Origin of the sequence: Phyllobacterium sp. UNC302MFCol5.2 (assembly GCF_000686005.1) — a bacterium.
In the GTDB taxonomy this organism is placed as follows: domain Bacteria; phylum Pseudomonadota; class Alphaproteobacteria; order Rhizobiales; family Rhizobiaceae; genus Phyllobacterium; species Phyllobacterium pellucidum.
Map to the genome: position 1 here is coordinate 37,185 of NZ_JMLL01000011.1, position 14,735 is coordinate 51,919.

The 14,735-nt window shown below is 59.1% G+C and carries 14 protein-coding genes; 8 read left to right on the forward strand and 6 right to left on the reverse strand.

Translation table 11 applies throughout. The features are described from left to right. Positions 1-257: 257 nt before the first annotated feature. A complete protein-coding gene (locus tag BR48_RS0111450; protein ID WP_051614888.1) occupies positions 258-1,463 on the reverse strand; it encodes an N-acetylmuramoyl-L-alanine amidase in 1,206 nt (401 codons plus the stop codon). A gap of 704 nt (positions 1,464-2,167) precedes the next feature. Here BR48_RS0111450 and BR48_RS0111455 point away from each other — a divergent pair. The 8 genes from BR48_RS0111455 to BR48_RS0111490 all read left to right on the forward strand — a co-directional run bounded on the left by BR48_RS0111455 (position 2,168) and on the right by BR48_RS0111490 (position 11,147). Continuing rightward, positions 2,168-5,092, forward strand: a complete 2,925-nt coding sequence (locus BR48_RS0111455; protein ID WP_027231423.1) for a ribonuclease E/G — start codon at positions 2,168-2,170, stop codon at positions 5,090-5,092. Between the two features lie 253 nt (positions 5,093-5,345). After that, positions 5,346-6,662, forward strand: a complete 1,317-nt coding sequence (locus BR48_RS0111460) for a M48 family metalloprotease (protein WP_244506646.1) — start codon at positions 5,346-5,348, stop codon at positions 6,660-6,662. Between the two features lie 50 nt (positions 6,663-6,712). Then, complete coding sequence (locus tag BR48_RS0111465; RefSeq protein ID WP_027231425.1) at positions 6,713-7,504, forward strand: DsbA family protein; 792 nt, start codon at positions 6,713-6,715, stop codon at positions 7,502-7,504. A gap of 124 nt (positions 7,505-7,628) precedes the next feature. Continuing rightward, on the forward strand, positions 7,629-8,072 hold the full coding sequence (aroQ, locus tag BR48_RS0111470; RefSeq protein ID WP_027231426.1) for a type II 3-dehydroquinate dehydratase: 444 nt from the start codon (positions 7,629-7,631) through the stop codon (positions 8,070-8,072). A gap of 37 nt (positions 8,073-8,109) precedes the next feature. Next, a complete protein-coding gene (accB, locus tag BR48_RS0111475; protein ID WP_027231427.1) occupies positions 8,110-8,589 on the forward strand; it encodes an acetyl-CoA carboxylase biotin carboxyl carrier protein in 480 nt (159 codons plus the stop codon). A 31-nt stretch (positions 8,590-8,620) separates the two neighbouring features. Beyond that, complete coding sequence (gene accC, locus BR48_RS0111480) at positions 8,621-9,979, forward strand: acetyl-CoA carboxylase biotin carboxylase subunit (RefSeq protein ID WP_027231428.1); 1,359 nt, start codon at positions 8,621-8,623, stop codon at positions 9,977-9,979. A gap of 41 nt (positions 9,980-10,020) precedes the next feature. Beyond that, complete coding sequence (gene aat / locus BR48_RS0111485; protein ID WP_027231429.1) at positions 10,021-10,590, forward strand: leucyl/phenylalanyl-tRNA--protein transferase; 570 nt, start codon at positions 10,021-10,023, stop codon at positions 10,588-10,590. Positions 10,591-10,733: 143 nt separating this feature from the next. Further along, positions 10,734-11,147 (forward strand): VOC family protein, encoded by a 414-nt coding sequence (locus BR48_RS0111490; RefSeq protein WP_027231430.1) that lies wholly within the window; start codon positions 10,734-10,736, stop codon positions 11,145-11,147. Between the two features lie 61 nt (positions 11,148-11,208). On the opposite strand, the gene BR48_RS0111495 is transcribed toward BR48_RS0111490, so the two are convergent. From BR48_RS0111495 to gatB, 5 genes are all read right to left on the reverse strand, one after another. Beyond that, positions 11,209-11,601 (reverse strand): DUF2155 domain-containing protein, encoded by a 393-nt coding sequence (locus tag BR48_RS0111495; RefSeq protein ID WP_245273435.1) that lies wholly within the window; start codon positions 11,599-11,601, stop codon positions 11,209-11,211. Between the two features lie 139 nt (positions 11,602-11,740). Next, positions 11,741-12,145, reverse strand: coding sequence for an NADH:ubiquinone oxidoreductase subunit NDUFA12 (locus BR48_RS0111500; protein WP_027231432.1), 405 nt, complete (start codon positions 12,143-12,145; stop codon positions 11,741-11,743). 76 nt (positions 12,146-12,221) lie between these two features. Further along, a complete protein-coding gene (locus tag BR48_RS0111505) occupies positions 12,222-12,698 on the reverse strand; it encodes a GNAT family N-acetyltransferase (protein WP_155810885.1) in 477 nt (158 codons plus the stop codon). 8 nt (positions 12,699-12,706) lie between these two features. Continuing rightward, the gene (locus tag BR48_RS0111510; RefSeq protein WP_027231434.1) at positions 12,707-13,216 is read right to left on the reverse strand and encodes a GNAT family N-acetyltransferase; all 510 of its coding nucleotides are present in this window, start codon (positions 13,214-13,216) and stop codon (positions 12,707-12,709) included. Further along, the gene (gene gatB / locus BR48_RS0111515) at positions 13,217-14,719 is read right to left on the reverse strand and encodes an Asp-tRNA(Asn)/Glu-tRNA(Gln) amidotransferase subunit GatB (protein WP_027231435.1); all 1,503 of its coding nucleotides are present in this window, start codon (positions 14,717-14,719) and stop codon (positions 13,217-13,219) included. Positions 14,720-14,735 lie beyond the last annotated feature (16 nt).

Genomic DNA, 14,735 nt, shown 5'->3' on the forward strand with positions numbered 1-14,735 from the left:
CGTTTCACCAATTGGCACGTAAAATCAAAGCGAGCTTTCGATTCATGCAGATTGCGATGCAGGAATGGCCACAGTGAAAGCCAGCCCAAGTTCGGCATGTGCCAGGAGCGACGCCGAAAGCTCGTCGATGCCATTGATCGACAAATGTGACAAAGGCAAGGAAAACCCGTTTCCCTTAACAATTTAAATACCAAATGTGTAGTTTCGGCAACGCACGGGCGTGTGAATTTTCAATACAACCCTACCGTGCATAACTCCTAGTTGAGTGCGCCAGCCGTCTTCATTCCAGCAAATTCGCCGACCGCCGTGGCAAGCCTTTCGGCGACATGGCTCCGCCACGCCGGGTCGAGCATGAGCTTTTCGTCTTCCTGATTGGAGAGATAACCGATTTCAACCAGCACGGACGGCACATCCGGCGCGCGCAGCACCTGAAAGCCGGCAAAGCGGTGCGGGTTGTTGATCATGTTCACGTCTTTCTTGAGCGACTTCACCACGGTCTTGGCGAAACTCAGCGAGAAGTTGTGTGTCTCCCGGCGCGTCAGGTCCATCAATATGTCGGCGATTTCCGGCGCCTCGTTGTCGAAGGCGATGCCGGCCACTGCGTCGGCACGGTTTTCGCGGTCGGCCATGGCGCGGGAATCCGCATCGGAAGCCCGGTCGGAAACCGTGTAGACAGTTGCACCGCGGATGTTGCCGCGATTGATCGTGTCGGCATGGATCGAGACGAACAGGTCGGCCTCGTACTGGCGGGCGATGCGCACGCGCTCGGACAGGCGCAGGAACGTATCGTCGTTGCGTGTCATCTCGACACGGATGCCGGAGATCTTCTGCAATTCGTCCCGCAACTGCTGCGCGAACATCAGCGTCACATTCTTTTCGAGGCTTCCGCCAGCGCTCTCCGCTCCGCTGTCGATCCCGCCATGACCGGCATCGACGACGACTGTGAACGGTTTCGGCGCCTGGCTTGCTTCGCCGGGAGCCGCAGCCGCCAATCGATCGCCCGTCGGCGTCGATGTGGTCGAGGCAGTCGTCTGGTTCTGCGTCTTCAATGCTTCCGCAAAGGCACGATCGGACGATGCGACGAGGTCGGCGACGAGCCGGTAGCCGGGACTGTTATCGTTCTTGAGGACATCGATCCGTTCGACCGCGAAAGGACCCTTCAAGGTAAAGATGAGCCGCGAACGCGTTGCGTCGATCATCCCATAGCGCACATCGGTAATGAGACCCCGCGCCTCGGTCGATTTCTTGTCGAAGCCAAAAACCGTTTTCGGCATGTCGATCGCCAGGCGATGCGGATCGCCGAGCAGCATTGTCGAAATGTCCGGCTCCTGGTCGAAATTGATGACGACGCGTGTGCGCAGTTCGTCGCCGGCTGCCTGATAGGTCAAAGCGGCGAGATCCCCCGCCGCATGCGCGACAGCGCCGCCCTGCAATGAGACAACAAGGCCAAAAAATGCAGCCATGATTATCCGACGGAACACATTCACACCTTTGAAACTGAGCGGGCAGGCAATCCCCGCAAGCACCTCTCGGCCGACCAAACACGCACTGGAAGTCTGCTCAGGGCCTATTATCTATGACTATTAGGTAAGGAGCCATGGTTAATAATCTCTTATTCAAGGTTATTTCGTTGCAGCCGTTGATGACACGATTATGAAGAAGGCCTTGTCATTAAGCGACACACCTCCTAAAAGCAAAGGTGAGTTACTTTCCGCCCTCCGGAATCAGCTCCTCGATGTCACCGCGAATGCCGGAAAGACAAGCGGAGCACAGACATGGCGGCGCGATGGCGAAGCTTCGCTGTAGGTAACCGACAAAAGGATTTGGCGCGCGCGGACAGGGATTGTCGGCAGCGCTTTGTGAACGGCAGATCGCGCAGACAAGGCGCATCGGGCCAGCCCCTAGCGGGGTGATAACAGTGGCGGCACAGCTGAAAAGCGTGCCATTCGTGAGGTCGTTTCGTCAGGAACAACAATGTTTGGTACAGATGTGACCATAACCGGCTTACAAGCCGCGGCTGCCTCAAGGCAGGTCCGCGCGTTGCCGCGTCTGTCTGTTTCTGCGAACTTTAATATATCCGGCAGATGTGAAGACGCGGCTCCAGATACCTTGAGGGTATCCGGGCTGTCTCGCGTTGTTAGCGTTGCAGCCGGGGAGAAGAATTATAATGTCGGACAAGATGCTAATCGACGCCTCCCACCAGGAGGAAACACGGGTTGTCGTGGTTCGCGGCAACCGGATTGAAGAATTTGACTTTGAGTCGGAACACAAGAAACAGATCAAAGGCAATATCTATCTGGCGCGTGTCACACGCGTAGAACCATCCCTCCAGGCTGCTTTCGTCGAGTATGGCGGCAATCGCCACGGCTTCCTCGCATTCAGCGAAATTCATCCTGATTACTATCAGATCCCGGTTGCTGACCGTCAGGCGCTGATCGAAGCGGAAGCGGAAGCTGCAAGCCAGGACGAAGATCACGAGGAACATGCAAGCGAGCAGCGCAGCCGTGATCGCAATGATCGCAGCTCGCGCAATCGCCGGCGCGGCCGTCGTGGCCCGCGTTCAGGCGAAGAATCGTCGAAGCTCGATGCCTCTTCGGAAGAGAACGCCGAGGAGAGTGCCGTCACGGACGAATCCTCTGAGGACGAAGCCGTCGTGGAAGTCGCAGCCGAAGAGGCGAGCGAATCCCAGTCTGACGAATCGGGCAGCCAGACCCGCGCGGCTTCGATTGATGCCGACGTGATTTCCGAAGCTGTCGTCGTCGACGGCGATCCGGAAGACACAGAGGACAACGAGACCCCGCGTTCGAAGAAGTCCGGTCGCCGCTCTGGCGACGACAAGGATGATGCGCACGACGAACTCGATGAAGTCGAATCGGTTGGTGCCGAGGATGCGATGGAAGAGGTGCCGACGCACCAGCGCTTTCAGCGCCGCCAGTACAATATCCAGGACGTCATCAAGCGCCGACAGATCCTGCTCGTTCAGGTCGTCAAGGAAGAGCGCGGCAACAAGGGCGCAGCGCTGACGACGTATCTTTCGCTCGCTGGACGCTATTCCGTGCTGATGCCAAACACTGCCCGTGGCGGCGGCATTTCCCGCAAGATCACCAGCGTACAGGACCGCAAGCGCCTCAAGGACATCGTCAAGGATCTCGAAGTTCCGAAAGGAATGGGCGTCATCCTGCGCACCGCCGGTGCCAACCGCACGAAGCCCGAGGTCAAGCGCGACTACGAATATTTGATGCGGTTGTGGGAGAACGTTCGAAGCCTCACCCTCGCCTCTACAGCGCCGACGCTGGTCTATGAGGAAGGCAGCCTCATCAAGCGATCGATCCGTGACCTCTATAACAAGGACATCACCGAGATCCTCGTCGCTGGCGAGAACGGCTACCGCGAGGCCAAGGACTTCATGCGCATGCTCATGCCGAGCCATGCCAAGGTCGTGCAGCCCTATCGCGAATTGACCCCGATCTTTGCCCGCAACGGCATCGAGGCGCAGCTCGACCGCATGTTGCAGCCACAGGTGACGCTGAAATCCGGCGGCTACATCATCATCAACCAGACCGAAGCGCTCGTCGCCATCGACGTCAACTCGGGTCGTTCGACCCGCGAACACTCGATCGAAGACACCGCGCTGCAGACCAACCTCGAGGCCGCTGACGAAGTTGCGCGGCAGTTGCGGTTGCGCGACCTTGCCGGCCTCATCGTCATCGATTTCATCGATATGGAAGAGAACCGCAACAATCGTGCGGTTGAGAAGCGGCTGAAGGATTGCCTCAAGGACGACCGCGCGCGCATCCAGGTCGGCCGAATTTCGCATTTCGGTCTGCTCGAAATGTCGCGCCAGCGCATCCGCGCCAGTGTCCTCGAAAGCACGACACAGGTCTGCGCCATGTGCGGCGGCACCGGGCATGTGCGCTCGGCCTCGTCGATTGCGCTGCACGTCATGCGCTCGATCGAGGAATACTTGCTGCGCCATTCGCAGAACAATATCATCGTACGTACCACCGTTCCGACGGCGCTTTACGTCCTCAATCACAAGCGCCAGAATCTTGCCGATCTCGAGTCTCGTTTTGGTCTGACGATCAGCATCGAGGCCGATGACAGCGTTGGTGCTCAGCACTTCGCCATCGACAAGGGTTCGATCGCACTCGGTCCCATCGTTCCGCTGGCGGAGACCCCGACGCTCGGCATCGCCGACGATTTCGAGGATGCCGATATTCCGGTCGAAGAAGCTGATGAAGTCGAAGACGTTCAGGCGGCCGACACGGCCCGCGTCGACGGCGACGACGGTTCGCGCAAGCGCCGGCGCAAGCGGCGGCGGCGTGGCGGACGTGACCGTCAGGAAGTTGCCGCGGGTGAGCCCGGTCAATCGGTTCGCAGCGACGACGATGCGGACGATGCTGATCAACCGCCCGTTCCAGGCGAGGATGCCGCCGCGAAGAAGGCACGCGAAGATGAGAACGAACGGCGCAAGAAGCGTCGCCGGGGTCGCCGTGGCGGCCGCAAGAACCGTCGCGACGGCGATGACGGCGATAATTTCATCGCTGCAAGAGCCGTCCCCGACGCGGAACCGGTTTTCGTAACCATACCGCTTCCGGACTTTGCCAAGGCAAAGACGATCGAGACGGTCGCCGACGAGGCCGAAGCTGCCTCCGTCGTCGCTGCGGTCGAGACACCTGCCGTCGAGCCAGTGGCCGAGGGGGTGATTGCGGTCATCGAAGAAGCGCCCGCCAAGAAGCCGGCCAAGCGCAAGTCGCGGGCAAAGGCTGCCGCCGAACCGGTGGAGGCCGCCGCCGAGCCAGTAGAAACGGCCGCCGAAGCTCCGGCCAAGCCGAAGCGTGCACCGCGCAAGTCAACGAAGAAGGCTGTTGTCGAAGAGGCGGTTGCTGCCGAGGAATCACCTGCTCCGCAGCCCGAGACAGTCGAAGCCGAAGCGCCTGCGCAAGTGCAGCCCGAGCCGGACGCTGCCGAACCGAAGCAAGAGAAAGTTCCGAGCGAGCCGGTCGTCACATCTACCGTTGCCACGGAAAAGAAGAGCGAAGGTGAAACGCAACCGAAGCGTGGCTGGTGGCAGAAGAAGGGTTTCTTCTGAGCCGCGATCGATTGAATTGAAGACAAGAGGAACCGGCATTCGTGCCGGTTTTTCTTTATGAAAGCCGGGATTTGGCTTGTTGCGCCGCAGATTTGCCGAATTGGGCAGATTTCACAAGGTAGGAGGAGCTTGGGCTCCCTTTCATTCGAAGTTCGATTTCGATACCAATGGGACTATGATGACAATTCGCCGTTCATGCCGCTCGCTCGCCTCCATGATGCGCCCCGCCCTCATCGCCCTGACCGCGGGCGCAATGGTGGTCGCCCAAGGTGCAGTCGCGCTTGCGCAGTCCCAATCATTGCCGATCGTCCGCGATGCCGAGATCGAGGCCCTGGTTACCGACTACGCAACGCCGATCATCAATGCGGCTGGCCTCGGCAAGCGTGCGATCAAGGTGGTCCTCGTCAACAACAGCAGTTTCAACGCTTTCGTTGACGGGCGCCGTATCTTCATCAACACCGGCGCGTTGCTGCAAGCCGAAACGCCCAACGAAATCATCGGCGTCATCGCCCACGAAACCGGCCATCTTGCCGGCGGCCACCAATTCAAGTTGCGCGAGCAATTGGCCAACGCCAAGACCATGGCCGTGGTAGCGGGCCTTCTCGGCGTCGGCGCTATCGTCGGCGGCGCCGCTGCGGGCGCGAGCGGCCTGTCGAAGGCAGGCGCCGGTATTGCGATGGGCGCGCCGGAAGTCGCGATGCGCAGCCTTCTCAACTATCAGCGCACGGAAGAGATGGCGGCGGATCGTTCAGCAATAACCTACCTTGCCGCAACCCAACAATCGGCCAAGGGCATGCTCACGACGTTCGAGCGATTCTCCAACGCCCTGTCGCTGACGGGCACGCGCATGGATCCCTACCGTATCAGTCACCCGCTGCCGCGTGAGCGCATTGCCAACCTCGAGACGTTGGCCCGGGCAAGCCCTTATTTCGACAAGAAGGACAGCCCTGCCCTGCAGCAGCGCCATGATCTGATGCGCGGCAAGATCGCCGCCTATACCGGCGGGGGCGCCAGCGTCCTGCAAACCTTCCGCAAGGATCCGCAAAATATCGGCGCCCGTTACGGCGATGCGATCGCCACCTATCTCAATGGCTCGGCGCAATCGGCCTTGACGAAGCTTGATCCGCTGATCAAGGAGCAACCGAAAAACCCGTATTTCTACGAGATGCGCGGCGAAATGCTGCTAAAGCAGAACAAGGTGCAGGATGCTGCCAACGCCTTCGAGAAAGCAAGTTCACTCGATCCGCGCAAGTCTGGGCTGATCCGTATGAACTACGGCCGCGCCTTGATGCTGACGGGAACGCCGGCGAACCTCAAGATTGCCGTCGACGAACTCAAGACGAGCATAGGCCGCGACCGCGAGTCCCCGGCCGGATACGCCTATTTGGCCCAGGCCTACGGACAGATGGGTGACATGGCGCTCTCCGATCTCGCCAGCGCGAACGAAAAATTCTATTCGGGTAAGATCCAGGACGCTCAAATCTTCGCGACCCGTGCACAACGTGGCTTGAAAAGCGGCTCGCCCGAGTGGATACAGGCTCAGGACATTATCAGCGCCAAGCGCAAGTAAGATGCGGCAATCCCTCAGGGGACACAGTTTTTGAAAAAGGATACTCCATAATGGCAAAAGTCGCTCTGATTGGCGCAGCCGCAGGCCTCGTCAGCATCGCCGCATTGGCGCTCGGCTATCATGCGGGCCGGACCGATCTCATGGCCTCCGCGCCGGACAAGACCGCGGTCACCGCCTCGACCACCGATCGCACCGAGATCGAAGGCATCGTGCGCAACTATCTGATCAATAATCCCGAGGTCATGCTCGAAGTGCAGACCGCGCTCAATACCAAGCAGGAAGCGGCGCAGAAGGAAGCCTCGACGCAGGTCATCGGCGAAAACAAGGACAAGATATTCCAGTCCGCCAATGACGCGGTTTTCGGCAATCCCACGGGCGATGTGACCATCGTCGAGTTCTTCGACTACAATTGCGGCTACTGCAAGAAGGCGCTCCCCGACATGGACGCATTGCTGAAGAGCGATCCGAACCTGCGCTTCGTCATGAAGGAATTCCCGATCCTCGGCGCCGATTCGACGCGGGCGCATATCGTCGCCAAGGCATTCAAGGCGGTCATGCCCGAAAAATATCTCGAATTCCACCGCGACCTTCTCGGCGGCGAAGGACGTGCGACCGAAGCTTCGGCCATGGCGATCGCCGTCAAGCTCGGCGCCAATGAAGCGCAGATCCGCGAAAAGATGAATTCGCCTGAGATCACAAAGAGCTTCCAGGAAACCTACGACCTCGCAAATAACCTCAGCATCACCGGCACTCCATCCTATGTCGTCGGAACTGAAGTAGTGCCGGGCGCCCTCGGTGCGGACGCATTGGCCGAGCGGATCAGCCATATTCGCAATAAATAGGTCTGAATATTTACTTCTGACTGCGAAAACCCGTTGTGGACAAGCAATAACGTGACTTTGCAGGCTTTTCGCTTGCCGATAAGCCGTCTATATGGGACCAGCATTTTCGAACCGTCCGGTAATCATGAAGCAAACGATCTTCGTCCTAAACGGCCCAAACCTCAACATGCTTGGCAAGCGTGAGCCGGGTATCTATGGCGCCGTGACTCTGGACGACATCGAAGCCATGTGCCGGACCGAAGCCGAGGCACTCGGCTGCGAGATTGATTTCCGCCAGTCCAATCATGAGGGTGATCTGGTCAGCTGGATACAGGAGGCAGGCGAGCAGAAGGCATTGGTGTTGATCAATCCCGCCGCCTATACGCATACCTCCATCGCGCTGCATGACGCCATCAGGGCGGCATCGGTAACGCTGGTGGAAGTTCACCTTTCCAACATCCACGCACGCGAGTCGTTCCGCCACCACTCCTACGTTTCCTCTTTGGCCAAAGGGGTGATATGTGGCTTCGGGGCCGACGGCTACCTGATGGGCTTGCGCGCACTCATCAAGCTGGCAACGCCGCAGTAGCTGGCAGTGCCAATCAGAATAAGGGGCTTGAAAAAGCATGGCTAACAGAACCACCGGGATCGACAAGGTCATGATCCGCGATCTCGCGGAAATCCTGAACGATACGGACCTCACCGACATCGAAATCGAGCAGGGCGACCTTCGCATCCGCGTTTCGCGCCAGGTCACCGTGCAGGCGGCAGCCCCGCAGCCGTTCTATGCGCAGGCTCCGGCGGCCGGTCCCGCTCAGCCAGCATCGCCCGCAGCGTCTGCGCCGGCGGCAGCGCCCGCCGCCGATCCCTCGAAGAATGCCATCCCCTCGCCAATGGTCGGGACCGTCTATCTTGCGCCCGCACCCGGCGCACGCGACTTCATCCAGGTCGGTACCCAGGTGAAGGAAGGCCAGACGCTTCTGATCATCGAAGCGATGAAAACCATGAACCAGATCCCCTCGCCGCGCGCCGGCACGGTCACCGCAATCCTCGTAGCGGATTCCCAGCCCGTCGAATATGGCGAGTTGCTGGTCGTGATTGAGTGATGCCGGACCCCGTGGGTGAATCGAGAGCGTGATGTTTCAGAAAATTCTCATAGCCAACCGCGGTGAAATCGCCCTGCGCGTCCTGCGGGCCTGCAAGGAACTCGGCATCCAGACGGTGGCTGTCCATTCGACCGCCGACGCCGATGCCATGCATGTACGGCTCGCCGACGAAAGCGTCTGCATTGGACCGCCGCCCTCGCGCGAAAGCTATCTTAATATTCATCAGATCGTTGCCGCCTGCGAAATCACCGGCGCGGACGCCATTCACCCCGGTTACGGTTTCCTGTCGGAAAATGCCAAATTCGCCGAGATCCTCGAGGCGCACAATATCACCTTTATCGGGCCTACCGCCGCGCATATCCGCGTCATGGGCGACAAGATCGAAGCCAAGCGTACGGCGAAGCGCCTCGGTATTCCGGTTGTACCGGGTTCCGACGGCGGCGTCACCGACGACAAGGAAGCTGCGCGCATTGCGGCGGAGATCGGTTATCCGGTTATCATCAAAGCCTCCGCCGGCGGCGGCGGCCGCGGCATGAAGGTGGCGCTCAACGAGGACGAACTGTCGATCGCGCTGTCCACGGCGCGCACGGAAGCTGGTGCCGCTTTTGGTGACGATGCCGTCTACATAGAAAAATACCTGCAAAAGCCCCGCCATATCGAAGTTCAGGTCATGGGCGATGGAAATGGCAAGGCGGTACACCTTGGCGAACGCGACTGTTCCTTGCAGCGGCGGCACCAGAAGGTCTGGGAAGAGGCCAACTCACCGGCCCTGAACTCCGACGAGCGTGAGCGCATCGGCATGATCTGCGCCAACGCCATGGCCGACATGGGCTATCGCGGGGCCGGCACGATCGAGTTCCTCTACGAAAACGGCGAATTCTATTTCATCGAAATGAACACGCGTCTTCAGGTCGAGCATCCGGTGACCGAGGCGATTACCGGCATCGATCTTGTACATGAGCAGATTCGCGTCGCCTCGGGTGGCGGGCTTTCGGTAACCCAGGAGGAGATTCGCTTCTCCGGCCACGCCATCGAATGCCGCATCAACGCCGAAGACCCGCGCACGTTCACGCCCTCGCCGGGCAAAATCACGCATTTCCACACACCCGGCGGCCTTGGCATTCGCGTCGATTCCGGCGTCTATTCCGGCTACAAGATCCCGCCCTATTATGACAGCCTCATCGGCAAGCTCATCGTTCACGGCCGCAACCGCGTCGAATGCATGATGCGCCTGCGCCGGGCGCTCGATGAATTCGTCGTCGACGGGATAAAGACCACACTTCCCCTCTTCCAGGATCTGATCAACAATCCTGATATCGCCAATGGCGACTATGACATTCACTGGCTGGAGAAATATCTGGCCGGAGATACCGCAGAAGAAGAGGCATGACGGGCAATAACCCGGTAGAATCTTTCAAAATCGACCCCGCGTTGCTGTTGCGTGCCTACGCGACCGGGGTCTTTCCGATGGCCGAAGAGGCCGACAATCCGGAAATATTCTGGGTGCGCCCGGAAAAGCGCGGCATTATCCCGTTTGAGAATTTTCACGTCTCGCGCAGTCTGCGCAAGACCGTGCGCCAAGGTCGCTTCTCCATCCGGCTCGACAGCGATTTCGCCAGCGTCATCGCCGGATGCGCCAGCGGGTCGGGCGAGCGTTCCCGCACCTGGATCAACCAGCCGATCCGCGAGGCCTATGGCAAGCTGTTCGAACTCGGTTACTGCCATACCGTGGAAGCCTGGCTTGACGGCCGCCTCGTCGGTGGGCTCTACGGTATCGCCCTCGGGTCGGCCTTCTTCGGGGAAAGCATGTTTTCGCGCGAGCGCGACGCCTCCAAGGTCTGCCTCGTCCACCTTGTCGGTCACCTGATCGAGAAGGGCTTTACGCTCCTCGACACACAGTTCACCACGAACCATCTCGAGAGCTTCGGTGCAGTCGAGGTGCCGCGCCGCCAGTACCAGAAGATGCTGGAAAACGCACTGGCGCAGTCCGCGGAATTCTGAACGGCGACATCCCGCTTCCACATTGTCGGTGTATGTCTTCTTGCGGGCGGGTGCCGCGCAATTTTTTCTAAAAGAAAATGTCGACCCGGTGCGCACTCGTTCGTCTTAGGGAGGGAATAACCCGACAAACAAGGAGAATTGTCGTGAAGATCAATGCTTATCTGAATTTTGATGGAAAGTGCGAAGAGGCTTTCAACTTCTATGCCGGCGTGCTTGGCGGCGAGATCGTCGCGATGATTCGTTTCGACGAAATGCCTGAAGGCAACGACATGCCGAAGGAACTTGCCAAGAATATCATGCACGCGACATTGCATATCGGCGACAACGTGCTGATGGCATCAGATGCACCGCCGCCCTATTTCCAGAAGGCGCAGGGCATGACGGTCGCCATCAACGTCGACACGCCTGCGGAAGCGGAGCGCATATTCTCTGCCCTGTCACAAGACGCGCAACACGTGCTGATGCCGCTCGGCGAAACCTCCTGGGCTCAGCGCTTTGCGATGTTTACCGACAAATACGGGACACCCTGGATCGTCAACTGCCCGAAGCCGATGTAACTGATCGCATCGGACGGCCGGCACGCTGGTGTCGGCCGTTGAACGCAAATCTAGAGCGAAATCAGCTCTTTGCCGGCGCCGGCACATCCGACTTCTGCTTGCAGCTCTTCAGCCAGACATCGTAAACTGGATGCTCGACGGCATTGAGACCAGGGCTGTCGGCAAACATCCACCCTGAGAAGATGCGCCTGATCTTGCGGTCGAGGGTGATTTCGTCGACCTCGACAAACGTATCCGTTTTCGGTGCCTCTGTATCCGGGCGCGTATAGCAGACGCGCGGTGTCAGCTGCAGCGCGCCGAATTGCACGGTTTCACCGATATAGACGTCGAATGTGGTGATGCGGCCGGTAATCTTGTCGAGCCCTGAAAAAACAGCAATCGGATTGGTGATCTTTTCATCTGCCCGCGCCGGAGCAATCGCGGTGGCCGCCGCAACAGCAGTTGCTGTGGCCATCACTCCAATCATCCGTGCAAACCTGGCGCGAAAGGGAACAGTCAGGGTCGAGCGGATCATTGCACTTCCGGGGTTAGCGGTGTCGGGGATTTCGATTCCAGCAGTCGATAATGATCAATTGTGGCAGAAGAAGATCGGATCAGGCACCAGGCGTCCAGGCATCGTAATCGCCGGTGACGGTCGGACGATTGTCGCCATGGGCAATGGAGCCCTTGGGGCGATAAGCGGCTGGTGAACCGGTCAGATTGGGCTGGTGGCTCTTTTCCCAGCCATATGGCTTGTAGTTTTCCTGCGACGGGGGCGTGTCGACCCGGTGGTGCATCCAGCCGTGCCATCCAGCCGGAATCGCCGAGGCTTCGGCATAGCCGTTATAAACAACCCAGCGGCGCTTGCGCCCTTCCGAATCGAATGTGCTGAGGCCCTCGTAATAAATATTGCCGAGTTCATCCTCGCCGACCTTCGTACCTTTGCGCCAGGTAAAGAACCGGGTCCCGAGCGTCTGCCCGTTCCACCAGGTGAAAAATTGGGTGATGAAAGTCTTCATGGCAATCCTCGAACGATCTCGTTCAGCCTTTGGCAACTCAAGGGTTTATGGCGGTATCACCAAGGAATGGCAAGGGTCAAGTTGCCGCGTGAGCGGGTGCCAGCCGCAATTTGAAACCGGCATGGCTCTTCTCGAATCCGAGCCGCTCGTAAAAGCGGTGGGCGTCCGGGCGCTTGGCATTCGAGGTGAGTTGCACGAGCGCGATATCGCGCTCGCGCGCAACATCGAGACAGTGATTGATCAGTTTTGCCCCGATGCCCTTGCCGCGCATGTCGGAGCGGGTCTGCACCGCCTCGATCGCCATTCGTCGGGTACCACGGCCGGTCAGCGATGTTATGAACGTAACCTGCGCTGTGGCGATCACCTCGCCGCCCAGAATGCCGACGAAGAGCAGATCATTGGGACTGGCCTCGATAGCGGCGAAGGCCCGCTCATAGTCAGGCAATGCTGCAGGATCGGCCGTATCGCCATGGCCGCCGATTGTGTCGTCGGCAAACAGCGCGATCAGCGCGGGAAGATCGGCGCGCGTCACTTCCCGGAAGGTAACATCCATATCGACGTTCACGGCGCCAGCTCATAGCCGGTCAGCGATTTTTCAAAGACAACGACCGAGATGCCTGAATTGGGCTCGCCCCAATTGTCGATCCGGTTATTCGTCCGCTCGAACCCCCTGCTTTCATAAAAGCGGATAGCTTTCTGATTTGCCTCGATAACTTCAAGCTGCATCGAGAAGACGCCGGGAAACGCGCTTTCGACTTCGGCCAGCAGCAGCGAGCCGACGCCTTGCTTCTGGCGCTCGGGATGAACATAGAGCTGGTTAAGGATCGACAGCCTGTGATCCTTCTGCGAGGCATAGGCCATGCCGAGAATATCGGCACCGTCATCGGCGATGATGAATTCCGAATAGGGCTTGGCCAACTGCTTCTTCAACGCCTCCAGAGAATGGTAGCGGCCGGTGATCGCCTTTACCTTCTCGGCTCCATATACGTCGTCATATGTTGCGTGCCAGGTTGTAACCAGCATTTCGTGGACGGCGTCGAGATCCTCTTTCGTGGCGCTGCGAACCCACATTTACTCGACAATCCCCAATTTCGCCTTGACGAGATCGCTGACCGCCTGCGGGTTGGCCTTGCCACCGGTTGATTTCATCACCTGGCCGACAAACCATCCGGCGAGCGTCGGTTTCGCCTTTGCCTGTTCCACCTTGTCCGGGTTGGCGGCAATGACGTCATCAACAGCCTTTTCGATCGCGCCGGTGTCGGTAACCTGCTTCATGCCCCGGCTTTCAACCAGTTCGCGCGGGTTGCCGCCTTCGGTCCAGAGAATCTCAAAGAGGTCCTTGGCGATCTTGCCGGAAATCGTGCCTTCCTTGATCAGGTCGAGGACAGCGCCGAGCTGGTCCGGCGATACCGGTGATTCCTCAATGCCCTTGCCCGCCTTGTTCAACGCCCCAAGGAGATCGTTGATCACCCAGTTGGCGGAAAGCTTGCCGTCGCGGCCCTTGGCTACGGCCTCGTAATAGTCGGCAATGGCCTTTTCGGTGACAAGGATCGACGCGTCATAGACCGACAATCCCTGCTCATTCACGAGGCGTAACTTCTTGTCGTCCGGAAGCTCGGGCAGATCGGCCTTTAGCGTATCGACGTAAGCCTGTTCGAACTCGAGCGGCAAAAGGTCCGGGTCGGGGAAATAACGGTAATCATGCGCCTCTTCCTTTGAGCGCATGGAACGTGTCTCACCCTTGACCGGATCGAAAAGCCGGGTTTCCTGGTCAATGGCGCCGCCATCCTCGAGGACACCGATCTGGCGGCGGGCCTCATATTCGATGGCCTGTCCGACAAAACGGATCGAGTTGACGTTCTTGATCTCGCAGCGCGTCCCGAACTCACCGCCCGGACGGCGCACCGACACGTTGACGTCGGCGCGCATCGAGCCTTCGTCCATGTTCCCGTCGCAAGTGCCGAGATAGCGCACAATAGTGCGCAGCTTCGTCAGATAGGCCTTCGCCTCGTCCGAGGAGCGCAAATCGGGTTTCGATACGATCTCCATCAGGGCGACGCCGGACCGGTTGAGATCGACATAGGACATGGTCGGGTTCTGGTCGTGCAGTGATTTGCCCGCATCCTGTTCGAGGTGCAGTCGCTCGATGCCGATTTCGATATCTTCGAAGTCGCCTTTTCGGTCAGGCCCCACCGAGATGGTCATCGTGCCCTCGCCGACGATGGGCCGCTTGTACTGCGAGATCTGATAGCCCTGCGGCAGGTCGGGGTAGAAATAGTTCTTGCGGTCGAACACCGACTTGAGATTGATTTGCGCCTTGAGTCCGAGACCTGTCCGGATCGCCTGGCGCACGCACCACTCATTGATCACCGGCAGCATGCCCGGCATCGCCGCATCGACCAGCGACACGTTGGCATTCGGCTCGGCGCCGAACTCGGTCGACGCACCGGAGAACAGCTTCGAGTTTGAGGTTACCTGGGCATGGACCTCCATGCCGACAACGATTTCCCAATCGCCTGTGGCGCCGGATATGAAACGCTTTGGGTCGGGCGTACGGGTATCAACTAAAGTCATGCTGCCTGTCATTCCT

Bases quoted from the DNA above. Each gene is read 5' to 3' on its own strand.
- BR48_RS0111450 (WP_051614888.1), bottom strand. From the start codon at position 1,463: ATGGCTGCATTTTTTGGCCTTGTTGTCTCATTGCAGGGCGGCGCTGTC.
- BR48_RS0111455 (WP_027231423.1), top strand. From the start codon at position 2,168: ATGTCGGACAAGATGCTAATCGACGCCTCCCACCAGGAGGAAACACGG.
- BR48_RS0111460 (WP_244506646.1), top strand. From the start codon at position 5,346: ATGGTGGTCGCCCAAGGTGCAGTCGCGCTTGCGCAGTCCCAATCATTG.
- BR48_RS0111465 (WP_027231425.1), top strand. From the start codon at position 6,713: ATGGCAAAAGTCGCTCTGATTGGCGCAGCCGCAGGCCTCGTCAGCATC.
- aroQ (WP_027231426.1), top strand. From the start codon at position 7,629: ATGAAGCAAACGATCTTCGTCCTAAACGGCCCAAACCTCAACATGCTT.
- accB (WP_027231427.1), top strand. From the start codon at position 8,110: ATGGCTAACAGAACCACCGGGATCGACAAGGTCATGATCCGCGATCTC.
- accC (WP_027231428.1), top strand. From the start codon at position 8,621: ATGTTTCAGAAAATTCTCATAGCCAACCGCGGTGAAATCGCCCTGCGC.
- BR48_RS0111495 (WP_245273435.1), bottom strand. From the start codon at position 11,601: ATGGCCACAGCAACTGCTGTTGCGGCGGCCACCGCGATTGCTCCGGCG.
- BR48_RS0111500 (WP_027231432.1), bottom strand. From the start codon at position 12,145: ATGAAGACTTTCATCACCCAATTTTTCACCTGGTGGAACGGGCAGACG.
- BR48_RS0111505 (WP_155810885.1), bottom strand. From the start codon at position 12,698: ATGGATGTTACCTTCCGGGAAGTGACGCGCGCCGATCTTCCCGCGCTG.
- BR48_RS0111510 (WP_027231434.1), bottom strand. From the start codon at position 13,216: ATGTGGGTTCGCAGCGCCACGAAAGAGGATCTCGACGCCGTCCACGAA.
- gatB (WP_027231435.1), bottom strand. From the start codon at position 14,719: ATGACTTTAGTTGATACCCGTACGCCCGACCCAAAGCGTTTCATATCC.